The sequence below is a fragment of the Emcibacter sp. SYSU 3D8 genome (genome assembly GCF_039655875.1).
In the GTDB taxonomy this organism is placed as follows: domain Bacteria; phylum Pseudomonadota; class Alphaproteobacteria; order SMXS01; family SMXS01; genus RI-34.
On record NZ_JBBYXK010000003.1, the window covers coordinates 299,980 to 324,340 of the forward strand.

The 24,361-nt window shown below is 65.0% G+C and carries 16 protein-coding genes; 8 read left to right on the plus strand and 8 right to left on the minus strand.

Translation table 11 applies throughout. The features are described from left to right. Positions 1 to 72: 72 nt before the first annotated feature. Complete coding sequence (locus WJU21_RS12480; RefSeq protein WP_346323768.1) at positions 73 to 1,206, minus strand: LysM peptidoglycan-binding domain-containing protein; 1,134 nt, start codon at positions 1,204 to 1,206, stop codon at positions 73 to 75. Between the two features lie 445 nt (positions 1,207 to 1,651). On the opposite strand from WJU21_RS12480, the gene WJU21_RS12485 reads away from it, so the two are divergent. The 4 genes from WJU21_RS12485 to WJU21_RS12500 all read left to right on the plus strand — a co-directional run bounded on the left by WJU21_RS12485 (position 1,652) and on the right by WJU21_RS12500 (position 7,075). Then, complete coding sequence (locus WJU21_RS12485; protein ID WP_346323769.1) at positions 1,652 to 3,772, plus strand: tetratricopeptide repeat protein; 2,121 nt, start codon at positions 1,652 to 1,654, stop codon at positions 3,770 to 3,772. Between the two features lie 96 nt (positions 3,773 to 3,868). After that, complete coding sequence (tagH, locus tag WJU21_RS12490) at positions 3,869 to 4,909, plus strand: type VI secretion system-associated FHA domain protein TagH (RefSeq protein WP_346324062.1); 1,041 nt, start codon at positions 3,869 to 3,871, stop codon at positions 4,907 to 4,909. A gap of 73 nt (positions 4,910 to 4,982) precedes the next feature. Further along, positions 4,983 to 6,323, plus strand: a complete 1,341-nt coding sequence (icmH, locus tag WJU21_RS12495; protein ID WP_346323770.1) for a type IVB secretion system protein IcmH/DotU — start codon at positions 4,983 to 4,985, stop codon at positions 6,321 to 6,323. 23 nt (positions 6,324 to 6,346) lie between these two features. Continuing rightward, complete coding sequence (locus WJU21_RS12500; protein ID WP_346323771.1) at positions 6,347 to 7,075, plus strand: protein phosphatase 2C domain-containing protein; 729 nt, start codon at positions 6,347 to 6,349, stop codon at positions 7,073 to 7,075. A gap of 48 nt (positions 7,076 to 7,123) precedes the next feature. On the opposite strand, the gene WJU21_RS12505 is transcribed toward WJU21_RS12500, so the two are convergent. Together WJU21_RS12505 and ileS are read right to left on the minus strand one after the other, a co-directional pair. Further along, entirely contained in the window at positions 7,124 to 7,543 is a 420-nt protein-coding gene (locus WJU21_RS12505) for an MAPEG family protein (RefSeq protein ID WP_346323772.1), read from the minus strand. A 93-nt stretch (positions 7,544 to 7,636) separates the two neighbouring features. Then, on the minus strand, positions 7,637 to 10,795 hold the full coding sequence (ileS, locus tag WJU21_RS12510) for an isoleucine--tRNA ligase (RefSeq protein WP_346323773.1): 3,159 nt from the start codon (positions 10,793 to 10,795) through the stop codon (positions 7,637 to 7,639). A gap of 227 nt (positions 10,796 to 11,022) precedes the next feature. Here ileS and WJU21_RS12515 point away from each other — a divergent pair, with 227 nt between their 5' ends. The 4 genes from WJU21_RS12515 to WJU21_RS12530 all read left to right on the plus strand — a co-directional run bounded on the left by WJU21_RS12515 (position 11,023) and on the right by WJU21_RS12530 (position 18,930). Further along, positions 11,023 to 14,463: a PAS domain S-box protein gene (locus WJU21_RS12515; protein ID WP_346323774.1), complete on the plus strand. Its 3,441-nt coding sequence runs from the start codon at positions 11,023 to 11,025 to the stop codon at positions 14,461 to 14,463. A gap of 485 nt (positions 14,464 to 14,948) precedes the next feature. Next, the gene (locus WJU21_RS12520; RefSeq protein ID WP_346323775.1) at positions 14,949 to 15,650 is read left to right on the plus strand and encodes a TetR/AcrR family transcriptional regulator; all 702 of its coding nucleotides are present in this window, start codon (positions 14,949 to 14,951) and stop codon (positions 15,648 to 15,650) included. A 55-nt stretch (positions 15,651 to 15,705) separates the two neighbouring features. Then, entirely contained in the window at positions 15,706 to 16,179 is a 474-nt protein-coding gene (locus WJU21_RS12525) for a nuclear transport factor 2 family protein (protein WP_346323776.1), read from the plus strand. Positions 16,180 to 16,479: 300 nt separating this feature from the next. Beyond that, entirely contained in the window at positions 16,480 to 18,930 is a 2,451-nt protein-coding gene (locus WJU21_RS12530; protein ID WP_346323777.1) for a TonB-dependent receptor, read from the plus strand. A gap of 181 nt (positions 18,931 to 19,111) precedes the next feature. On the opposite strand, the gene WJU21_RS12535 is transcribed toward WJU21_RS12530, so the two are convergent. The 5 genes from WJU21_RS12535 to WJU21_RS12555 all read right to left on the minus strand — a co-directional run bounded on the left by WJU21_RS12535 (position 19,112) and on the right by WJU21_RS12555 (position 24,235). Beyond that, complete coding sequence (locus WJU21_RS12535; protein WP_346323778.1) at positions 19,112 to 19,534, minus strand: hypothetical protein; 423 nt, start codon at positions 19,532 to 19,534, stop codon at positions 19,112 to 19,114. Between the two features lie 92 nt (positions 19,535 to 19,626). Next, positions 19,627 to 20,136 (minus strand): nuclear transport factor 2 family protein, encoded by a 510-nt coding sequence (locus WJU21_RS12540; protein WP_346323779.1) that lies wholly within the window; start codon positions 20,134 to 20,136, stop codon positions 19,627 to 19,629. An 11-nt stretch (positions 20,137 to 20,147) separates the two neighbouring features. Beyond that, on the minus strand, positions 20,148 to 22,109 hold the full coding sequence (locus WJU21_RS12545; protein WP_346323780.1) for an FAD-dependent oxidoreductase: 1,962 nt from the start codon (positions 22,107 to 22,109) through the stop codon (positions 20,148 to 20,150). Between the two features lie 36 nt (positions 22,110 to 22,145). Further along, positions 22,146 to 23,033 (minus strand): LLM class flavin-dependent oxidoreductase, encoded by an 888-nt coding sequence (locus WJU21_RS12550; protein ID WP_346323781.1) that lies wholly within the window; start codon positions 23,031 to 23,033, stop codon positions 22,146 to 22,148. Positions 23,034 to 23,038: 5 nt separating this feature from the next. Beyond that, a complete protein-coding gene (locus tag WJU21_RS12555) occupies positions 23,039 to 24,235 on the minus strand; it encodes a cytochrome P450 (RefSeq protein WP_346323782.1) in 1,197 nt (398 codons plus the stop codon). Between the last annotated feature and the right edge of the window lie 126 nt (positions 24,236 to 24,361).

A 24,361-nucleotide genomic window follows, 5' to 3' on the forward strand; every position in this document is an offset into this window, starting at 1 on the left:
GGAATCGTGGGGTTTGCCGTATCGGGACCTGGTGAGACAGCCGGCGCCGCCATTGCGGCGCCGGCTGCGGCCCTATTTCAGCTTGGACAGCTTGTCCTTCAGCTCGACCGCCTGGGCGCGCTGCAGCTTGGCGTTTTCGTGGGTCGGGTCGATCACGAGCACCTTGTCCCAGGCCTTGATCGCCGCATCCAGCTCCTGCTTGCGGAAGGCCGAAAGGCCGTTGCGGTAGTAGCGGTCGGCGGCGGCAGACTTGGCCGAGGCCAGCAGCTTCTGGGTGCCGGCGCCGCTCGGGTTGAGCGTGGAGGCGAGCTGGGCCGCCTCGAGCGCCTTGTCGGGCTTGTCGCCCATGTTCAGGTACAGCTCGCCCGCCTTCTGGGCACGGCTCCCGGCGACCGACGCGTTCGATCCCTGCAACGACTTGGCGCTGGCCAGATAGGTGTCGGCGACGAATGTCGAATCCGCGGACGACAGGCCTGCGCCGATCTTGTTGGCCTCGATCGCCTTGACCGCGCCTTCGGTGTCGCCCGAGGCTGCCATCGCGCGGATCTTGTCCATCGTGCCCTTGGGCACCGCCTTTGCGGGCGGGGCCTTGCCATCGGCGGCGGGTTCAGCGGCACTGCCATCCTCGGCGAGGGCTGCATCCGGCTCCGCAGGCTTGGCGACGATACCCTTGTCGCGGGCGTCCTTCGCGGCGAGAGTTTGCTCGGTCTGGGGAATTTTGATCGTCCGGCCCACCGACACCTGGCTGGGATTGGCGATGTCGTTGTAGCGCGCCAGCGCATAGAACTTCAGCGCGTCGCCCAGGAACGTCTGGGCAAGGGTAGACATGGTTTCGCCCGTACCCACCACAATCGTGAAGTTTTCCGGCGGAAAATATTCCTCGATCGGGGACTCGATCTGGGACAGCAGCGCCTGGGCGCGCGCGTTATTCTCGGGCACATCCACAAGGTATTGCAGGAGTTCGGCCTTGGCCTGACCGGCTTCGCCGGTTTCCAGATCCTTGAGGGCCTTCCTGAAACGTTCCCTGGGCGTCAGATCGGGCGTCGCCGTGAAGACGGGCTCGGCAACGACGGGCGCTTCCTCGACGGGAGCGGCGACAGGGGGCGGCGGCGGCGGTGGCGGTGGCGGTGCGGCCTGTTGGGATGCGCAGGCGCTCAACAACGCTGCGGCAAAAGCGGCACCCATAGCTTTATAAATGATGGACACGGACACACCCCCCTTGGTGATTCGAGCTAGCTCCATGTCAGCCGACCGGTACAGCCCCCCTGCCAGCGGATTGGCATCTGTGTACGCCATACCGCTTGCACCGTTCACGCCCGTGCTGAACACCTGCATGATCAGCTATCCTGCGGCAATCGTAAATGGCCTTTAACCAATGGGGATATTCTGCATGACATGCGTAATCGTTCTGCGAAGAAATCGGTATTACGGATCAGACAGATGCGGTTGCGCCGGCCAGTGATCGATCGGCGAGCGGCCGATGAGGTGGCGCGGGGCGCGAAATCCCGTTGCGATTCCGAATCGACGCTGGGTGGCCCGGCGGTTGCGTGCCGCATAGGGGCGAGGGGACGCTACACACGACGCAGATTATCGCATATAGTGCTTGGGCTTATCGGGGAAACTGAAGCTGTAGTCTGACCCAGGAGGGGCAGTGCGCCTGATCGACGAGCTCAAGCGGCGTAACGTGTTTCGGATCGCAGGCACCTACTGCGTCGTCACCTTTGCGTTTATCGAGCTCGTTCCCAACCTTGTCGACGCCTTTGGCTTGCCGGCCTGGTCCACGACGTTCGTCTTCCTCATGCTGGCGCTCGGCTTCCCGATCGTGATCCTGGTCACCTGGGCGTTCGAGATGACGCCCGAGGGACTGCGCCGCACCGAGGACGTGGACCAGCACCGCAAGGTGATCCTGTCGTCGGCCAAATTGGGCGATTATGCACTGCTCGTGGCCATTATCGCGGCCGTCGGCTACATGAGCTACACGGTCAACATGCGGGAAGGTGGATCGCAGATGGCCGGTATGCCGGTCATCAACACCGTGGCCGTGTTGCCGTTTGCGAATCTCTCGGTCGAGCCGGAACAGGAAGGCATGTCCCGGGCCATCACATCGGACGTGCGTAACCGGCTGGCCAAAGTGGCGAGCCTGAAGGTCGTCGCCGGGCCCGCGTCCCAGAAGCCGGGCGATGACGAGGACATCCATGCCATCGGCAAGAAGCTGGATGCGCCGGTCGTCCTCGACGGCAGCGTCCAGCGCTCGGGCGCGAAGCTGCGCGTCATGGCGCAACTCATCGATACCGAGAACGGCGTGCAGCTCTGGTCGAAGACCTTCGACCGGGAGATGGCGGATATGCTGGTGGTGCAGGACGATCTCGCGCAGTCGATCGTCGATGATGTCCGAAAGATCATCATGCCGCCGGCAGTGTCCGATGCCGAAGCGCAGGATGCCGGAAGCCAGGCGAACAAACTCCTGAACAGCGGCCGCAGCGGGCTGGCACAGCGCACGGAAGCCTCGCTGGTTGCCGCGACCTCGGCCTTCGAGCAGGCGATCATGCGCGATCCCAAATCGGCGCCGGCCCACGCCGCGCTGGCCGAGGCGCTGCTGCTTCAGGGCCGGACCTGGGAAACCTACGGTCAGATGCCGCTCGCCGACGCCGTCGCCAGGGCCCGGCCCTTCGCGAACAAGGCCCTGGAACTGGATCCCAAGCTGGCCGATGCCAGGGCGGTGAGCGGCCTGATCGACCTGGCATCCGGTAACACCGCCGCGGCGATCGCCAGCCTGGCCAAGGCGGTCGAGCAGAAGCCCGACCTGGCCAAGGCCCGGTTGTGGCTCTACCAGGCCTATGCGGCAACTGGCCGGTTCGACGAGGGCGTCGATCAACTCAGGAAGGCCCATGAGCTCGACCCCACGTCGCTCGCCATCGGTCTCAACATGGCGCTGTTTCTGGCGCTCAGCGACCACCGGCTTGAAGCCGACATGCTGCTCGACCGGCTCGATGCGCTCTATCCGGATAACGAGAACCTGCTGGCGGCGCGCGGTGCGCGCCTCGCCGACGATTGGCGCCCGGCCGATGCGATCCAGCTTCTGGGAAGGGCGAACAAGGCCAACCCGGCCGACGAAAGGGTCCGGAGCATGATCGGCCTCGCCTATCTGGACCTTGGCGCCGCGTCCGAAGCGGCGCAGTGGCTGGATGCCCGGGACATGGTGCTGCTTGCCCAGGGACGCCCTGCCGACGCGCTGGCCGAGGCGCGCAAGCGGTTCGCCGCCGATCCCGCCGATCAGGCACGTGTCTTCGCGCTCGCCGATGCCGAGGCCGCCGCCGGCCACTCCAAGGCAGCGGCGGCGTTGCTCTCACCCTTCGAGGCGCTGTCCAATGACGGCACCGGGCCGCTCTACGGGCGATCACCGCTGGCCATGCCCGCCCTGACGCTGGCCGGCGCGCGGCTGGCGCTCGGTGACACTGCCGGCGCACGGCCGCTGCTGGAGGGCGCCCGTACATGGCTGGCGCGCCAGCGGGCCATGGGTTTCGAACATCCCAAGCTCGTTTATCTCGAGGCACGGATCGACGCGCTCGACGGCAAGCAGGACGACGCCATGGACGCGCTCCGCCGCGCCGTGTCGCAGCGCTTTGCAGGGGTGTCGGTCGTGGGATGGGACCCGGCGCTGGCATCGCTGCGCGCGCGGCCGGATTATGTCTCGCTGGTGGCCGATCTCGATAGTGACAGGTTGCGCCGCCGCGCGCGTCTGAAGGATATGGGGTTACTGGCATCCCTATGACAGGTCAGGATGTTCAGGGCGTCGTTTTAGTGCGCCGGGGCGGCAGCGATCCCGCTCCGCGCGAATGGTGATCGAGGGAGAAGGGGCTTGACGTTGGTGAAGCTGCGCCTGACGCGTCCGGGCGACGATGGCGACATAGTGGAAGACGAGCGGACGCTCAGGTCGGGGTCCCTGGTGATCGGACGTGCGCCCGACTGCGACTGGGTGCTGGTTGACCGGGCGCGCCTGCTGTCGCGCCAGCATTGCGAGATCAGCTTGGAAGGCGACCGTATCCATGTCACGGACAAGAGCTCCAACGGCATTTTTCTGAATGGCGACACCATGCGGCTGGAGCGGGGCCGGGCCATCGAGGTCGAACATGAAGACCAGCTCCGGATCGGCGAATACCAACTGAGCATTCTGGTCGAGGAGGGGGACCTCGACACGGACACCGCCCCGGGCGACCGCGAGACGTTCCATCCCGACAATCCGTTCGGCGAGCCCGAGCCCGAGCCCGTGGCAGCGCCGGCGACAAAGCCAGCGGCCGCGCTGGCGGATATCCCCCGTGACGGCGCGCTGGCAGCGTTCATGGACGGCGCCCAGCTCGATCTGGCCACCATGCGCGGCGCCGAGCCGGCGGCGGTGCTGAAGCGTGCCGGTCGGCTGTACCGCCAGATCATCGGCCACGTACATGATCTGCTGCGCGACCGTTCGGCGGTGAAGGCCCAGTTCCGCGCCGAACAGACCATGGTCACGCCGTCCAATGCCAATCCGTTCAAATCGCTGATGCCGGACGAACTGGCCGTGCGCCTGCTGCGCAGCGACCAGAAGGGCTACCTGGCGTCGGAAGAGGCGGTCGAGGCCACGTTCCGCGACGTGAAACGGCATCAGTTGGCCGTCCTGTCGGGCATGCACCGGGCGCTGGTGGGGCTGGTGAACCGGCTCAATCCCGACGAAATCGAGGAACTGCTCGGCAAGCGAAGCACCATGTCGATCGTGACGGCAGGGGGCAAGAAGGCGGCGGCCTGGGACACTTACCGTGCCTATTTCGAACAGCTGGAACGCGATATCGCCGATCTGGACCGCAGTTCGTTCATGGCGGATTTCCGGCGCGGTTACGAGGACCGGCTGCGGCAATTGCAGAACGCGGATTTGTGAGGTGGCGGTAGATCGACATAGCGCGATGACCGCCATCGGGTACCAAAGGTTGTAACGGGGACAGCGCGAGGCCATGCAGTCCAACGACCCATTCGAGTTCGACGGTAACGGCGGGGGCGGTTCACGCCCCTCGCTCCGTGCCGCGCGTGCGGATGCGGCCGACATGGCCAACCCCTTCCTGGTCAGTCCCCGGGGTGACAGCGGCAACAGCCCGGCGCCCTTCGAGACGCTGAGCTTCGGACGGGTCACCGTGAACCTGAAGCGGGGCAATCCGCTGGTGGTGGCCGCCTCGGCGTTGCTGAGCCTGGCGGAGCGGCTGCGTGAGACACCGGACCAGTTCGAGTCCATGCGCGAAATCCGCTCGATCGCCCAGAACGCGCTTTACGATTACCGTAACCGCGTGGCCTATGGCGGCGCCAACGAAGGCGCGGGCAAGTCGGGCGAGTTGGTGGCCGCGGCGCTGATCGACGACATCGCGCTCAACGGGCCCTGGCCCGGCAAGGCAGAGTGGCGCCAGCAGCCGCTGGTGGCACAGGCACGGGATGGACGCGCGAACGGCCAGCAGGTCTTTGAACTGATGGAGGAGGCGCTGGCCTCCCCGGCGCACGACTACGACATGCTCGAATTGGTGTATGTGGTGCTTGCGCTGGGCTTCGAGGGGCCGTTCCGGACCGATGCGCGCGGCCCGCTCCTGCTGATCCAGTACCGCGAGAGATTGCTGGCCGCGATTCGTGAAGAGGGTCCCAAGCATCCGGACTCGTCGGTATCCTGGGCCGCGCAGAGCAGCACGCACAAGGCGCTCGCCTATATCAACCCGTTCACCATGATGCTGGCTGGCGTGCTGTTCATCGCGGCGTCGCTGGCCCTCGCGGTCTGGATTTTTGGCGACGCGGGGCCGCCCATCGTCAACGGCGAAACCGCGGCCGGCGATCCGGCGGTGTTGCGGAGCGCCGACCTGCAGCCCCGTTCAGACCCGGTGCCCGGCAATGTCAGGGCCGCTTTGCAGGGCGATATCGCTACCAAGGTCGTCACGTTCGACGCGTCCGGACCCTCGCTGATCATCGGCGTTTCCGGCGACATGATTTTCCATTCCGGAACCGCCGAGCCAGAACAGGCCAACATCGGCGTCATCCGGCGGATCGGCGCCGCTGTGGGAGCAGCGCAGGGGCCGGTCTATCTGGTCGCGCAACGGAATCCGGCTGTGCCGGACCTGGCCGCGCAAAGGCTGGCGGCGCTGGGCCATCAGCTTGATCCCTGGATAAGGGAAAGGGGGCAACGTCTCATGAGCATCGTCACCGAGCCGATAGGAGAGCCATCGACGCCGCCTGATGCCAGTATCAGGATCGTTCTGGGAAGGGAGGTGCGTCCGTCGTCGCTGGACAACGATGCATATCTCCTGCCGAAATGGTACTGACAGCGAACGGGCAAAGCAGCAGCGTGTACGGCGGAAAACTCAGTTTCAGGTCGATCGGCAGGACCCACACCGGCAAGGTGCGTCCCCATAACGAGGATGCGTTCCTCGAACGCACCGATATCGGCCTGTTCGTCGTCGCCGACGGCATGGGCGGGCACCGGGCAGGAGACGTGGCCAGCGCCATGATCATCGAACGCCTTGCCAAGGTGAAGCCGCCGATCGACGGCCGTACATTCCTGCGGGAGGTCCGCGAGGATCTGTACCGGATCAACGAGGACCTGTACGCCCAGGGCACCCGGCAGTCGCAGCAGCGGACCATGGGCAGCACGGTCGTGGCGGTGCTGATCTATCAGGACTTCTACGCGTGCCTCTGGGTTGGCGACAGCCGGCTCTACCGGCTTCGCAAGGGGGCGCTCACCCGGCTTACCCGCGATCATTCCTATGTCCAGCAGCTGGTCGATGCGGGCGAGCTCAGCCAGGCGGACGCGAGCGTTCACCCCATGCGCAACGTCATTACCCGCGCGCTCGGCGCCCACCAGGAGCTCCAGGTGGATACCTGTCACGGTCCGATCGAGACGGGCGACCGGCTGGTGCTCGCCACGGATGGCGTAACCGGCGTGCTCGGCGATGCCGAACTTGCAAGCATGTCCGGGATCGTCAACCTGATGGACGCGGCCGAGACTATCGAGGCCACCTGCCTCGACCGCGGTGCACCCGACAATCTGTCCTTCGTGATTATCGAGGCGGATTAGGTCGGCTTGCGCGGCATGATCACGGTCAGCGGTTGCGGCCGTGCGTGGCTAGTAGATGGCGAGCGCCGCCCGGATGGCGAGGACCAGCAGCACGATGGTGCTGATGGTGAAGATCCAGAAGCGCAGCAGGATGATGTTGACGGTCGCCTGGACGATGCTGTGGATGACGCGCAGCGCCACGTAGATCCACGCCAGCAAGACATTCACATCGCCCCACTGGCCGACCAAACACAGCGCCAGCACCACCGCGTAGAACAGCACGGGCTGTTCCAGCAGATGGTTGTAATTATCCGCCTTCCAGCGCACCTGGGGCGGTAGCTGCGCGTTGAACGCCTCTTTCGATTGGTCGGCGGCGAGCGAGACGCGGAGCCGCCGGATCGCCGGGATGCGCGTGGCGTACAGCCAGATCCACATCACGAAGGTCCACAGCACCAGCGTCATCATCGGCGCGAGCAGACTGGTGTGCATGATCGATCCTCCGCTGTTCCCGTTGCGGGAGATTAGCGGAATGCGGCGATATCACACGGACATTCGCCCCACCAATCCAGCCAGACCCAGTGACTAGGCCCGCGCCAGCTCGATGGTGACGGTCTCGCCCGCCAGCTTGTGCTCGGCCTTGAAACCGCCGGGCACATCCTCGCCGAAGCGCAAATCGACGGCGAGTGTCTCCCGGCACACATGATCGCGATGCTCGGCCAGCGCGCCGGCGACATTCTCGGGCACGCGGGCGGAAAGGTGAATCCGGTCGGTCACTTCCAGGCCGGCATCCTTGCGGGTCTGCTGCACCAGGCGCACGAAGTCGCGTGCCCAGCCTTCGCGTTCCAGGTCGTCATAGATACGGGTATCGAGCACCACGACGCCGCGGCCGCCGTCGAACGGCTCGGAATCGAGGCCCTCGCCGGTGACGACGCGCAAACTGAAGTCTTCCGGATCCAGCTCGATGCCGGCGATGGCGATCCGGCCGCCGTCCACCATGGTCCAGTCGCCCGAACGCTGGGCGTTCATGACGTCTTTCATCTTGCCGCCGATACGCTTGCCGATCTGCGGATTGACCTTCAGCTGCTGCTCGCCCATGGACGCGGGGTCGGTCGACAGCGCCACGGCCTTTACATTGACCTCGTCGCCGATCAGCGCCTGGAAGTCGGTCAGCGCCTGCGCGTCCGGATGGGCGACGGTCAGGGTCCGCAGCGGCAGGCGCGTGCGCAGGCTGTTGGCCTCGCGCAGCGACATCACGGCGGTGCAGATCTCGCGCACCTGGTCCATGCGCGTCACCAGGCCGCGCTCGGCGGGCAGGGCGGTGGCATCGGGCCATTCGCTCAGATGCACCGAGGTCTCGCCGGTCAGGCTCTTGTAGATGCGCTCGGCGATGAACGGCATCAGCGGGGCCAGCGCGCGGGTCACATAGGTCAGCGCCGTATACAGCGTGTCATAGGCGTCGCGCTTGTCGCCGTCCTCGGCCTCGCGCCAGAAGCGGGCGCGGCTGCGCCGGATGTACCAGTTGTTCAGGGCGTCGATGTAATAGGGCACGACCGCATAGGCGCCCGGCAGGTCATTGGCGTCGAGACGCGCCTCGATCTGCTCGACCAGCTCGCGGGTCTTGGCCAGCACATAGCGGTCCAATACGCCCTTCTGGTCGGCGCGCACGCTTGCCTTGTAGCCGTCGATGTTGGCGTAGAGGGTAAAGAACGAATAGGCGTTCCAGATCGGGATGATAGCCTGGCGCAGCGCCGGGCCGATGCCGGATCCCTCGCGCGGGATCGACAGGTCGCCGCCCGACAGAAGCGGCGACGAGATCATGTACCAGCGCAGCGCGTCGGCGCCGTATTCGTCGAACACCTCCATGGGGTCCGGATAGTTGCGCAGGCGTTTGGACAGCTTCTGCTTGTTCTCGTCCAGCACGACGCCGTGGCATACCGCCGAGCGGAACGGCGCCCGGTCGAACAGCGCCGTCGACAGCACCATCAGGGTGTAGAACCAGCCGCGGGTCTGGGCCACGTATTCGACGATGAAGTCGGCCGGGAAGTTGGCCTCGAACCGTTCCTTGTTCTCGAACGGATAATGCAGCTGGGCGAACGGCATCGAGCCGCTGTCGAACCAGACGTCGAGCACTTCCGGAACGCGCCGCATCATGGAGCGGCCGGTGGGATCATCCGGATTCGGGCGCACCAGTTCATCGACCATGGGCTTGTGCAGGTCGGTGGGGCGCACGCCGAAATCGCGCTCCAGCTCGTCCAGGCTGCCATAGACGTCGATGCGCGGATAGGCCGGGTCGTCGCTCTGCCAGACCGGGATCGGGCAGCCCCAGAACCGGTTGCGGCTGACGTTCCAGTCGCGCGCATTCTCCAGCCAGTTGCCGAACAGACCGTCACGGATATGTTCCGGGTTCCAGACGATGCCCTTGTTCAGCTCCACCATGCGCTCGCGGATCGACGTCACCTTGACGTACCAGGCGGTGATCGCCTTGTAGATCAGCGGCGTGTCGGTGCGCCAGCAATGCGGATAATTGTGCAGGTAGGTCTCGTGCCGGATGATCACGCCCGGCTGCGCCTTCAGGTCGCGGATAATGGCCTTGTTGGCCTCCAGCACGTTCTCGCCCTGATAGTCGGGTACCTCGGCGGTGAAACGGCCGGCCTCGTCCACCGGGACCACGATCGGGATGCCGTTGGCCAGCGCCACGTCCATGTCGTCCTCGCCGAAGCCCGGCGCGATGTGGACCGTGCCCGTGCCGTCGGAGTCGGAGACGAACTCGCCGGTCAGCACCCGGAACGCGTCGAGGTGCTGGAAATAGTCGAACAGCGGCGTGTAGCGGCGGCCTTCGAGCTGGGCGCCGGTCACCGTGCCCACGCGTGCCCAGCCGTCCAATTCGCGGTCGTAGCGGTCCAGCGCCGTGGTCGCCAGGATCACCCGCTGGCCTTCATGCTCCAGCACGGCGTATTCCAGGCCCTTGTTGACGGCCAGCGCGAGGTTGGACGGCAGGGTCCACGGCGTCGTCGTCCAGGCCAGCAGCCGCGTCGGCACCGTCTCGCCGTCGACCGGCTCCAGCAGGAAGCCCACGGTCAGCGCCGGGTCCTGCCGCTCGCGATAGGAATTGTCCAGCCGGGTCTCGAAATTGGACAGCGGCGTCTGTACCGCCCAGGAATAGGGCACGACCCTGTGGCCCTCATAGACGAGGCCCTTGTCGTAAAGCTGCTTGAACGCCCAGATCACGCTCTCCATGAACGGCAGGTTCATGGTCTTGTAGTCATTCTGGAAGTCGACCCAGCGGCCCTGGCGGGTGACGTAGTCCTCCCATTCCTGGGTGAACCGCATCACCGAGGTGCGGCAGTGCTCGTTGAATTTTTCGACACCGAATTTCAGGATTTCCTGACGGCCCGAGATCCCGAGCTCCTTCTCGGAGGTCAGCTCGGCCGGCAGGCCGTGGCAGTCCCAGCCGAACCGGCGCTCGACCTTGCGGCCTTTCATGGTCTGGTAGCGCGGCACGATGTCCTTGACGAACCCGGTTGCCAGATGGCCGTAGTGCGGCAGGCCGTTGGCGAAGGGCGGGCCGTCATAGAAGACGTATTCGTTGCTGGCGCCGTCCTTGATGGCGGGCCGTTCGTCTACCGAGCGCTCGAAAATGCCCTCGTTCTGCCAGAATGCCAGGATCTCGCGCTCGATGGCGGGAAAGCTGGGATTTGGCTCAACGTCAGGATACGGGCGTTTGGTGTCGTCCTGTCCCATGGCGGGTCTGTTTCTCGGTTGGGGTTTAACAACGGATCGCCGATCATCCGGCGGGCACAGGAGATAAAGCGTAGATCGAACCGCGTCCAGAGTAAGTCGCAGGACGCCGCATCGGCCCTCGCACCGTAACGGGCCGGAACAATGTCCCGTATGAGCGGCCGAAACGATCGGCTATGCTCAATTGTACGACGCGTGTTCAGGCAGCATTTGGGGCAAGATTTCGGCCGATGGGCTTGGCGGATAGCAAATATGTCGATCCCGGTGCGCTTGAACGGCTGATCTCGGGCGATGCAGGCGACGACTTCGTGCGGCTATTGTTCGAGTATGCGCCGTCGGCCATCGCCGTGTTCGACCGCGACATGCGCTATCTGGCCGCCAGCCGGCGCTGGTACGAGGATTACGAACTGGGCGACCAGCAGATCCTCGGGCAGTGCCACTATGACGTGTTTCCCGACGTGCCCGACCGCTGGCGGGACGAGCATGCGAAGTGCCTGGCGGGCGAGGCGCGGCGGTGCGAGCAGGATCGGTTCGATCGCTCGGATGGCACGACCGTCTATATCCGCTGGGAACTGGTGCCGATGGGGGACGGGTCGGCCCCGCCGCGGGGCATGGTGATGATGACCGAGGTGATCACCCGGCGCGTCGAGGCCGAGGCGGCGAAGCAGGCGACGGAAAAGACCCGCGAGATCGCCGAACAGATCGCCCATGTGGGAACCTGGGACTGGGATCTGTTGACCGACAAGGTTCATTGCTCGCCGGAAATGTGCCGGCTGCTCGGCATGGGCGACAATGCGATCACCATCGGGATCGACGATCTGATCGCGCCGGTACATCCGGCCGATGTCGCCGACATGACCGCGCGCATTGCCCGCGTCCGGTCGGGGCTCGATCCGCGCCCGGAATTGACGACCCGCGTGATCCGGCCAGATGGCACCACGGTGTGGCTGCGCCTTGCCGTTCGCGCCAGTCGCGATAGCGGCGGCAAGCCGGTGCTGGTGCACGGCACGATTCAGGACATCACCGACCAGCGTATGGCGCAACGCGAACTCGCGATCCGCGACCGGGCATTCGAAACGGCCGCCAGCCCGCTGACCCTGTCGACCCTGGACGCCCGGTATACCTACGGGAACAAGGCTTTTGTCGCGCTGCTGGGATACAGCTCGTTCGATGATATCGACGGACGGCCGTTCCGCGACTTCATCACCGATCCCGACAAGGTTGCCGGTTCCATCGAGACCCTGCGCGAAACCGGCCGCTGGGCCGGCGAGTTGCGCATGGTCCGGGCCGACGGCACCGAATTCGACGTGGCGGTGCTGGCCGGCGTGGTGCTCGACGACGAAGGCGAGCCGTTCCGCGTCATTGTGTCCTATCTCGACATCACCGAACGCAACAAGGCGCTGGCCGTGCTGTCGCGCCGCGAAGGCCAGCTGCGTCAGGCCCAGAAACTCGCGCGGGTCGGGGCCTGGCGCCTGGACATTGCCGGCGGTATTTACCAGATGCCCGCCGAAACCCGGAATATCCTCGGCCTGGACGGTGGTTACGCCGCCTATGACCAGGCGCTGGCTGAGCGCCAAATTCATCCCGACGACTTTCCGCAATTCGAGGCTGCCATACAGGAGCTGGAGTCCGGAGCAATCGACAGCGCCCGAGTGCAGTACCGCTTCCTGACCCCACACGGCGAGACAATCCATCTTCAGGTCATTCTTGAAGCCGAACGGGATGCTTCGGGAACGTTGACCGGCCTTTCGGGGGTGCTTCAGGATGTCACCGGGTTCAGGCAGCTCGAGCAGGCCCATCGCGAGACCGAACGGGCCATGACGGCGCTGATGCGCAACCTGTCGGGCATGGTCTACCGCTGTGAGAACGACGAGCGCTGGACAATGCGCTTTGTCAGCGACGCGTGCCGGCAGGTGCTTGGCTACGAGGGGCACGAACTGATCGACAATCAGTTGATCTCCTATATGGAGGTTCTCGACCCGCGCGACCGGCAACGGGTATGGGACGGGATCCAGAGCGCCATCAAGAACCGACATGCCTTCCAGATGTCCTATCGCATTACCACCAAGCAGGGTGAATTGCGCTGGGTGCTGGAACAGGGCAGCGCCATCCGCGATGAGCATGACAATGTGGTCGCGCTCGAAGGCTACGTGGCCGACATCACGGCCGAGCAGCGGGTTGTCGAACAGCTCCAGGAGAGCGAGGCGCGCAACCGGGCGATCATGGAATCCGCCTCGGTGGCACTGATCACCGCCAATGATCAGGGCATGATTGAATCCGCCAATCCCGAGGCCGAGCGTTTGTTCGGATACCCGGCGGCCGAAATTGCGGGCCGCGACCTGGCTGTTCTGATGCCGGCGTTTCACGCAGCGCCGGCCGAGGGTGGCGCACCGCGGGAGGTTACCGGCGTGCGGCGCGGCGGCGAGGAATTTCCGGTCGATCTGGCGGTCAGCGACATGCGCCTGGGCGACCGCCGCCTGATCATCGCCAGCGCGCGCGACCTGACCGAGCGAAAGCGGGCAGAGGCGCGTCTCAACCAGGCACAGAAAATGGAGACCGTGGGCCAGCTCGTCGGCGGTGTCGCTCACGACTTCAACAATCTGCTGATGGCGATGCAGCTGAACCTGGAACTGGCGACCATGCTGGTCGACGACCGTCCGGAGGTTGCGGAGTCGATCAATGTGGCGCTGAGCGCGGTCGATCGCGGCGCCGAATTGACCAGGCGCCTGCTCGCCTTCTCGCGCCAGCAGCCGCTGGAGCCGCGCGTCATCAACGCCAACGAACTGATCGGCAACATGATGAAGCTCCTGCACCGGCTGCTGCAGGAAAACATCGACACCCAAACGCATCTCGATCCTGCGATCTGGCCGATGGAGGTGGATCCGGGCCAACTCGAGGCGGCGCTGCTCAACCTGATCGTCAATGCGCGCGACGCCATGCCCGACGGCGGCAGCTTGCGTATCGAGACTGCCAACGTGGTGCTTGAGCCGGCCGATGCCGAACATCCCGACGATGTCGCGCAGGGCGAGCATGTCCGGATTACCGTCAGCGACACCGGTACCGGCATGCCGCCTGATGTTCAGGAGCGTGCCTTCGACCCGTTTTTCACCACCAAGGATGTGGGCAAGGGCAGCGGCCTGGGCTTGTCCATGGTCTATGGTTTCGTCAAGCAGTCGGGCGGTCATATCGCCATCGATAGCAGCGTGGGCGTGGGGACACGCATCGTGCTGCATTTCCGCCGCGCCCATGCAGCGCCAGTGTCGTCGATGGCGCGCAAGCCTGAGCAGGAGACCATTCGTCCCGGCCACGAAACCATCCTGCTGGTCGAGGATGACGCTGATGTGCGCCAGACCATCGACCGGCTGCTGAAATCGCTGGGCTACCAGGTGACCGCCGCGGCGGACGGTCCGGCTGCGGTGGAACTGATCGTGGGCGGCCTGCGGCCGGATCTGCTGCTCGCCGATGTGGTGCTGCCCAAGGGCATGGGTGGCATGGACGTCGCCGAGGCTGTGGCCGCGCGCGTGCCGACCTGCCGCATCCTGTTCATGTCCGGCTACACCGAGGATGCGGTAACCCATCATGGCCGGCTGGATGAGGGCGTGGTGCTGCTGTCCAAGCCGTTCCCGCGCGACTTGCTTGCCAGCAAGGTCCGAGAGTTGCTGGATGACTAGTGTTCCCGGCGCCTCGCGCCCGCTCGACCGGGCAGTGTGTGACCAGCCTGCCGCCGTGGCCCACGGGCAAAAAATGAGCACCACCGGCGGGGACCAGTGGTGCTCAGTTCCCTCAGGGAGGAGGGTAAGGGACACTTGGCGGATGCCGTGCCTTGTGTCCCCCTCCGATGCGGCACGCGGCCGCATCCGGAAGTTCGTCCGTCGCTCGGGGAAACCCGCGACCTGAACGTTGCGCACGCCTGCTCCCACACACTTATGTTACCGGTTGGCAACGCTTTCGGTGTATAGCTATGGCTACGCTGGTTTTTAGGTTGTGCAGGCAGTCTCCCCGGAACCGTCTTTGGCGGTCTGTAACTGTGTGACAATCGTTACCCAAGTTTCTACGACCGTCAAGATCAATCAAATCCGACTGTTATGTCAAAAAGCGGCTGGCGTTGTATAACGGGTGTGCAGAGGCGGAGGTGCAGACAACGATGGATGGCGAAATGACGGAACTGGTCAAGGGCAGGGCACGTGGGCAGACAGGCCGGGAAACCTGGCAGTCGCGCAAGAGCGCGGAAACCCGCACGGAAATCCTCGACGCCGTCATCCGGTCCTATATCGATGTCGGCTATGGCCGCACCACGCTGCAGCAGATCGCCGACCGTACCGGCCTGTCGCGCGGCGCCATCATCTATCATTTTCCCTCCATGGTGGACGTCACCAAGGCGGCGATCTCCTACCTGCAACAGAAGCGGCTGGTCATCTACCGCGACACCCTGGAGCGGATCGAGGGTGAGGAGGACTTTGTCGGCCACGCGCTCGAGACCCTTTGGCAGCAGATTTCCGACCCGCTGTTCATGGCCTACAACGAACTCACCGTTGCCGCCCGCACCGACCCGGAGCTGGAAAGCATCATGCGTCCGGCACAGGAGGAATATGAACGGGAATGGGATCGGATCGGCCGAGATCATTCCCACGCCCAATCCGATCAGGACGACCGCTTCGGCCTGACCGCCGATCTCGTGCAATATGCCATGATCGGCATGGCCGTCAGCTTCATGTGGACCGACGCAGACTACCGCAAGCGCCGGCTGCTCGAGGACCTGAAGGACCACGTCCGCGCCCTGCTGCGCGATGGCATTCCGGGCCCCGTCATGGACGCCATCGCCGCTTACGGCGTAAAGCGCGGCATTCCCGGCGAATAGGTTTTCGGCCGCCCGGATTGTGCTAGGGTTCCCCGGAAACTGGGGGAGACCGGACATGAGTGAATCGCTTGAAGCACGAATCCAGCGGCTCGAGGACATCGAGGCGATCAAGCAACTGAAGGCCCGCTACTGCCAGGCCTGCGATGACGACCACAACCCCGACAGGGTGGCCGCGTGCTTCATCGAAGACGGGTTGTGGAAAGGCAAGAACATCAATGTTCACGCCAAGGGTCATGCGGCGATCAAGGACTATATTGGCGGAGTCCGCAACAGCGGCCGCATCCGCAACTGCGCCCACATGGTGTTCAACCCGATCATCACCCCGGTCGGCGACCGCGCCACCGGCCACTGGCGCTTTGTCATGCAATTCACCGGCAAGGTGCCGGACGGTTCGCTGCAGTATCACCGCATCATCGGCTTCTACGAGGAAGAATATGTGCGGGTAGATGGCCAGTGGCTGTTCGAGGCGCTGCACGTCACCGTCGAGGAATCCGGGCCCTATAGCGTCGAGCCCAGCCGCCTGGCATAGGCGGGCTTTCCACAATCTGATTTTGCCTGCGTGTCTGGTGGGGGCCGGACGGCGCGGCTTTGCCTGTGCCATTTATGACACACTCTCCAATATTCTTAATATTGAACAGCGATCCACTTTTAATCTCGCTTGCCTGTAATTTGATACGCGCCCTAGAATTGGGCGGTAGAAGATCGCAAGGGGAAGTTTCGAACTTCGCATATGACCGGCCGGGCGGCGCCATGGCGTTTCCGGGGACGGCGGTGCTTTGCCCAAGCGAGGGAGGCAATCGCGCACAAAGCGCTTATGGGGAGGCAAGTCATGACAATCAAGGGATTACGCCTGACAACCGGGCAATGGGCGGCCATGGGAGTGGCGGCGCTGTGGATGTGGCATCCGGCAGGCGCCGCGGCGCAGGACGCACCGCCGCGTCCGGCGGCCGAGGCCGTCCGGCCGCATTTCGACACGGTCGTGGTGTCGGCCCGAAAACGCGAGGAAACCGTGCAGGACGTGCCGGTGGCGATCACCGCCGTCAGCAAGGCCGAGCTCGAACGCTATGCCATCGCCGACCTCAACCAGGTGTCGACGATCACGCCCAACCTGACCATCAGTCCCAGCTCCAGCGGCGCGGGTGCGCTACTGTATATCCGCGGCATCGGCACGTCGTCCGTCGACGCCGGCTTTGACCAGTCGGTCGGCCTGGTCATCGACGATGTGTTCTACAATCGCGGCCAGTGGATCGCCCAGGGCTTCATGGACATGCAGCAGGTCGAGGTGCTGAAAGGCCCGCAGACCCTGTATTTCGGCAAGAATACGCCGGCCGGCCTTGTCAGCATCAGGACCGCCGATCCGACGGGCGAGTTCGAAGGCTATGTCCGCGCTGGCTACGAGGTCGAGGCGCGGGAGAAAATGGGCGAGTTCGCCTTCTCGGTGCCCGTCTCCGACACATTCGGCCTGCGCGTCGCGTTTCGCGCCACCGATTCCAGCGGCTGGATGCGCAACATCGCTCAGCCGCACACCGGCATCGACCCGCTCGGCTTCACTCTACCCGGCGCCAGCGATTACCGGGTGAACGGCAAGGAGGAATATCTCGGCCGCGTCACCGCCAAGTGGACGCCCAACGACGACCTGACCATGACCCTGAAGGTCCAGGGCGCATCCATGGACAATGACGGCTATTCGGGCGTGGTGCAGAAGTTCGGTTGCCAGGGCCCGAACAACACCCCCCAGCCGATCTTCGGCGTGCCCGACCTCGACGGCGAGTGCAACGTGGACTTCCGCCAGTCGCGGGGTATGGCGCCGCCCGAACTCGGCGCCAACTTCCCCGAGATGAAGGACGGCTCTACCTATGGCGATTACAAGAGCCTCGCGATCTCGTTCAAGGCCGAATACGACCTCGAGGACATCAACGTCACCTCGGTGACCGGCTACCATTCCCTGCGCAGCAAGCTGTTCGACAATTACGACTTCTCGAACGCGTCGCAGGTGTTCGCCCACGAAGACACCAAGTTCAACGCGTTCAGCCAGGAAATCCGCGCGCTGTCCAGCTTCGACTTTCCGCTCAACTTCATGGTCGGCGCCTACTACCAGGACACCAACCTGACGTTCCGCAACACGTCGCGCGTTGCCGCCCTGCCGGCCGACGCGGCTACCGGCCGATATTTCAGCTGGGACCGCACCTCCATGCAGGACGGCCGCACCTGGTCGTTGTTCGGCGAGGCGATCTGGAACATCGTCGACACGCTCGAGCTGTCAGGCGGCCTGCGCTACACCAAGGAACGCAAGGTCTCGCACCTGCAGAACACCTATGTGCACGCGCTGCTGAACGGCGTGTTCTCCAGCGATCCGTTCGACAGCACCATCAGCAACGACAATCTGTCGCCCCAGGTCACCCTGAGCTGGCATGCGACAGACGAGCTGATGCTCTACGGCGCCTACAAGCAGGGCTTCAAGTCGGGCGGCTTCTCGCACAGCACGGCGCCCCGCAGGAGCACGCTGCCGATGGTGGACCAGATCGCGCTGCTCGAATTCGGTCCCGAGAAGGTGAAGGGGTTCGAACTGGGCGCCAAGGCATCGCTGCTGGGCGATACGCTGCGCGCCAACCTGGTGTTCTACCGCTACCAGTACAGCGACCTGCAGGTGAACATCTTCGACAGCTCCATCGCGGCGTTCCATGTGGCCAATGCGGCGGCGGCTCGCACCACCGGCGTCGAGTTCGACGTGGACTTCGCGGCCACCGACGAGCTGACGCTGCGCGGCTCGGTCGCCTATAACGACGCCAAGTACACCGACTATGTCGGCGGTTGCTGGGCGGGCCAGACGCCGGCCCAGGGCTGTAACCTTCAGCCGAATGGCGCGGGCGTGTTTCAGACCCAGAACCTGTCGGGTACCCGGCTGCAGCTTGCACCCGAATGGGCGCTGACCGCCGGTTTCAGCTACAGCCTGCCGATCTCCAACGGGCTCGCGCTCGACTGGAACGTGGATGGCCGCTATTCCAGCGCCTACCCGCTCTATCCGCAGCAGCGTCCGGATGCGGTCCAGGGCGGCTTTTTCACCATCGATGCGGGCCTGACCCTGCACAGCGACGATGACCGCTGGGCCGTCTCCTTCATCGGTCGCAACCTGACCAACGAGGTGGTGCTGCTCAGCGCTGTGGATTCGCCGCTGACCGGTTCCGGGACCGGTACGCCGAACGGCAAATGGGCCGATCTCGCGGGCACCACCCAGCGCGGTCGCACCCTGATGTTCCAGGTGACTTACCGCTTCCAATAGGACGACAAACCGGGCGCCCGCGAAGGCGTCCGGCTCTTGGGGATGCCACTCCCCGGACTTCAGGCTCCGCCCCGCCGTGCTTCCCTGCGGCAGGGCGGAGCCATTCTTTATCGGAGATCGGGCTTTATCGGAGATCGGGCTTGGGTCCGGACGCGCCGGGGCCTGCCGGGCAGAGCAGGGATTATTCGGGTTGATAGGTGATGACGGCGCCGGCGGCCTCGGTTTCGGCCTTGTAGATCTCGGCGGTCGGGTCGTGGCTCACGGTCAACGCCGAGGGACCGGTCCAGACGATCGCGGCCCGGGGGCCGCCCCATGCCGCCCTGACATCGCCTCCATTAGAGACGAAGGCGTTGCCGCTCTTGTTGGCCAGCGGCTCGCCGGCCTCGACGACCGAAACCTGCGATCCCACTGACCTCGTGCTGGCGCATTCGCGCGTGAACAGCACCGCTTCCAGCCTGCCGTTGGGCGAGGCGGCGCGCGACACCTCCGTGTTCTTGCACGGCAGCAGCGGCAGGTCGGGCCAGGTGAAATACATCCAGACATTGAAGCCGATGACGGCGGCGGCGACGCTGATCAGGACGACGCGAAGGCGTTCAGGCTTCATTGTCTCTGGTTCTCCCGGCTGGCGGACATGGTCCGTGATCGGACAACCGGGACTTTGCCCTGCCTGCGCCGCGCCGTCACCGGGTTTCTGGATTACCTGGCCTTCTTGCCCTTGGCTTTTTTGGCGTTGCGCTCGGCGACCCGCTGGCGCGCCAGCTCGTAGACGTGCCGGTTGCCGCGGCTCCAGGTTACGGTCAGCTTGGTGGCATGGATCTTCCAGCCGGACTTGCCGCGCTTGATCTTGTGCGTGTAGTAGCCGCCCAGCGTGTGGCTGGAATCGCCCTGGCTGTTGGGCAGGAAGTGCTCGGCCTGCATGTAGACGGTGACCACCGCATCGTCGCCCCTGATGTCGAACACCATGTTCGCCAGCAGGTGCTGGGTGGCGTCGAAGCCGGGCAGCATCATCTGCACCCCGGCAGCCCAGTCGTCGCCCTTCATGCGTGTGCCGGGCTGGCCGCTGTAGGAAGAGAAGTCGATGTCGACCTCGTCGGCGAAGATCGAGCGGTAGAGCTTCCAGTCGCGCGTGTCGATGCCGGTGGCGTATTTGTTGATAAGGTCGGTCAGGTCGGCGCGGTCACGCAGATATTTCAGGTCGTCGCTCATCGTCTCACCCCTCAGATGGCCTTGGCCGCGAGATGGCCTTCGCGGATGGCAGTTTGCAGGAAGCGGGGCGAATTTGCATCGCCCACCACATGAACCTCGGCAATGGCGCCCCGCAGCTCGTTGAACAGGTCGCGGTTCGGCCGGTTGGCCGACACGAACACCACGGTCTCGGCCGGCACCGCCAACGGCGCGCCCTCATAGGTCGGCTGGATGGTGGCTTCCTCGTCGCCGATATCGGTCATGCGGTAGCGGGTGAACACCTGGAACTTGCCCTTGTTCAGACGCTCCAGCGCCGGCTCGGTCATCAGGGCGCTTTCCACCTTGGTGCCGAACATGGCCTGGGTGGTCACGTAGCTCACCGCCGCGCCGGCCTCCATCAGATATTCGGCGACGCCGATGGCCTCGTAGTGGCCCACGTCGTCCACCACCACGGCGCTCTTGCCGATGCGGTTGCGGCCATGGGTCAGCAGGTCCAGGCTCGACAACACGTTGGGCCGGTCGAAATGGCCGATCGGCTCGCCCGGATTGGTCGACTGGATGCCGTCCATGCGCGGCATCGAGCCGGTCGCAATGACGACGGCGTCCGGATTCTCGGCGAGGACGTCTTCCTTCTCCATATAGGTGCCGAGGCGGACCTCGACGCCCAGGCGGAAGATCTCCGCCTCCTGCCATTTGGTGATGTCGGCGATACCGTGGCGCTTTGGCAGCTTGGCGGCAAAATTCATCATGCCGCCCAGTTCATCGGTCGCCTCGGCCAGCACCACCTTGTGGCCGCGCAGGGCGGCGACGCGGGCAGCTTCCAGACCCGCCGGTCCGCCGCCGATCACCAGCACCTTCTTCTGCGCCCCGGCGGTGCCGATGCGGTCGTCACCGATGGACCGCTCGAAGCCGACACCCGGATTGACCGCGCAGCCCATGCGCCGCGCCGGACCCAGCAGGTTGCCGACGCAGCCCTGGTTGCAGGCGATGCAGGGCCGGATTTCCTCGACCCGGCCCTCGATGGTCTTTCGCACCAGGTCCGGGTCGGCGATGTTGGCGCGGGTCATGCCCACCATGTCGGCCTCGCCCTGGCGGATGATCTGGTCCGCCTCCTCCAGTGTCCGCACCCGGCCAATGACGATGGTCGGGACCATCGCGATCCTGGCGATGGGCACGCTGGTCGGCAGTTCGTAGCCCATGGGCTCGTGCATGCCGCCGATCATCTTGGGAAAGCTGTTGTAGTTGCCCATGGAGACGTTAACGAAGTCCACCAGGTCTTCCTGCTGCACCCGCTCGACCGCCATCTGGTTCATCTCGACGCCGACGCCGGCCGCCACCATGTCGGGGGCGACGCGGATGCCGACGGCGAAGCCGGGGCGGACCGCGGCGCGAATGGCGCGCAGCGTTTCCACCATGAACCGGACGCGGTTCTCGAACGGCCCGCCGTAATCGTCGGTCCGCTTGTTGATATTGGGCGACAGGAATTGCTGCACCAGATAGCCGTGCGCGCAGTGAAGCTCGACCCCGTCGATGCCCGCCTTGTCGCAGCGCGCGGCCGTGGCCGCATAGGCGCCGATGATCTCGTCGATCATGTCCCGGGTCATCGGGATCGGCACCGCGCCGCCCAGCGGATTGGGGATGTCGGACGCCGACCAGGGCGGGCTGCCATCGAGCGGCGTGCCATTGTGCCCGGCATGCCAGATCTGCTGGAACACGGTCATGCCATGGGGCCTGACGGCATCCATCAGCCTGCCGTAACCCTCGTCCAGCGTCGGATCGAACATGTTGAGCGGCGCCGGGCTGGTCGGATGCACCGACAGGATTTCCAGGATCGACAGGCCGACGCCGCCGCGCGCCCTGGCCGCGTGATATTCGATCAGGTCGTCCGACATGACGCCGCCGCCGATGCCGGTGGCGTGGGCGGTGCGGACGACCCGGTTCTTGATCGTCTTCCCCGCGATCTGGATCGGCTGCAATATGTGCGTGAGCGCCATGTGTCTCCCCTTCAGCCAGGCGTTCGGACGATAGGTCTAGCGCGCCAGGTGCGGCGCCAGATTGGTATAGCTTCCCGGCACCAGTTCGGTCAGCTGGACGCGGCCCAGACCCCAGGATTCCATCTGGGCGATCTTGGCCGCCACCTTCTCCGGATGGCCTACCAGGCCGCTGGCGAAATTGTTGCCCAGCGTCGCCTCCAGGCCCTTGACTGCGTCGCTCTCGCCGGCCGCCATCAGCGTGAAGTAGCCGATCGGGATGTCCGCCTTGATCTCGCGAACCCTGGCGATCATCTCGCGCACGTCGTCGTCGGTCACGGTGGCGAGGGCGGCCAGGTCGATCGAGCCGCCGCGGATGAACTCGCCGGCGAACACCTCCACCCGGTCGACCAGCGGCGTGATCTCGCGCCGTGTGCGCGGTCCGCCGGCCGAGCCGACCAGCAGCGGCCGCGTGCCGTCATAGGGGCCGATCACCGGCACGTTGATCCGGTAATAGTCGCCGCCGAACGTGCACTTGCCGGTGTCGAATATCTCGCGCACCACGCTCATGGCCTCGCGGTAGCGTCCGGCGCGCTCGGGCGCTGGCGGATAATGCTGGCCCAGCCCGCCCGACACCTCGTTCTCCGACCAGCCGGCGCCCAGGCCCGCCTCGAACCGGCCCTTTGCCACCTGGTGCAGGGTCAGGCTCGCCTGGGCGAACTCCACCGGCGAGCGGAACAGATTGTTGCAGAACGACGACCCGAACCGCAGGTCCTTCGTCGCGCAGGCGATACGGGTCAAGGTCACCCATACATGCGGGTAGGGCTTGTCGCCGACCCAGAAATGATCGCTGACGACCACGCCCGTATAGCCTTCGGCCTCGCGCGCCAGCGCCCAGTCCGCCGGGTCGAGGTCGATCCCGGTGTTGTAGTTGGCGAAGTATTCCATCGGCGTTACTCCACGTCCCAGGCAACCGGCAGACGGTCGAAACCATACAGCACAGATGGGGCGGTCTGCACCGCCGGTCCGTCGGCGCGCAGGTTCGGCAGCCGGGTCAGCACCTCGGTCAGCGCGATCCTGGCTTCCATCCGGGCGAGCGGCGCGCCGGTGCAGATGTGGGTGCCCCAGCCGAAGCCCAGCTGCTTGCGCAACTCGCTGGCATCGCGCTCCACGTCGAACCTGTCGGGGTCCGAGAACTGCGCCTGGTCCAGATTGGCCGCGGCGAACATGCACATCACCTTGGAATCCTTGGGAATATGCACGCCGTGCAGGGTGACGTCCTCGTTGTTGGTGCGGAACAGGCCGTGCACCGGCGCGGTGAACCGCATGGATTCCTCGGCCGCTGCCGGGATCAGCTGGGCGGGATCGGCCAGTACCTTGGCCATCTGGTCAGGGTTGTTCAGCAGATGGTGGATGGTGTTGCACACCAGCATGGTCGTGGTGCCGCTGCCGGCGATCAGCAGGAACGAGATGAAGCCCAGCACGCGGGCCGGCTCCAGCGTCTTGCCGTCCACTTCGGCGGTCAGCAGGCGGGTGATCAGATCGTCCGCCAGATCGCCGCCCTGTTCCAGCACCTTGTGACGCTTCTGCACCTCGTTGGTGAAATAGGCGCCGAACTCGCCCTGGACGCGCTGGATCACCGCCGGATCGGCGTCGCCGAACACGCCCATGGTCAGCTCTTCCACCCAGCCCCGGAACATCAGGCGGTCGTCCGGATTGACGCCCAGCATGCGGGCAATGACGAACAGCGGAATGTGCATGGCGAAGTCGCGCATCAAATCGGCGCGGCCGTTCGGCTGCAACGTGTCGATCAGTTCCTTCACGTAGCCGGCGATGTCCGGCTCCAGCGCGTTGATCGACTGGCGGGTGAACGCCTTGTTGACCAGCTTGAGCTGGAAGTCGTGCTCGGGCGGATCCACGTTGACCAATGCGTTGGGTGCGTTGGGGTCGGCATAGGCGGTGCCCGGACCGAACTTGCTCGACCACATGGCGGTGTCGCGCAGAATTTCCTTCACGTCCTGATAGCGGCTGACCGAATAGAAGCCGTATCGTTCGGACTTGTGCACCGGGCACTCGGCGATCAGCCGCTTGTAGACGGGATGGGGATTTTCCTGAAAGTCCCGGTCCTTGATGTCGAAGAAGTCGTCCATGAAATTTCCCCGTCGTGGCGCGGCGATCCGCGATATCTTATGACTTGCGGCATGGCCGCCGTTTCAAATCCCCAAGGCCCGACCATTCCGGGTTCGACGCAGATGGTCAAACCGATAAAATGGAAC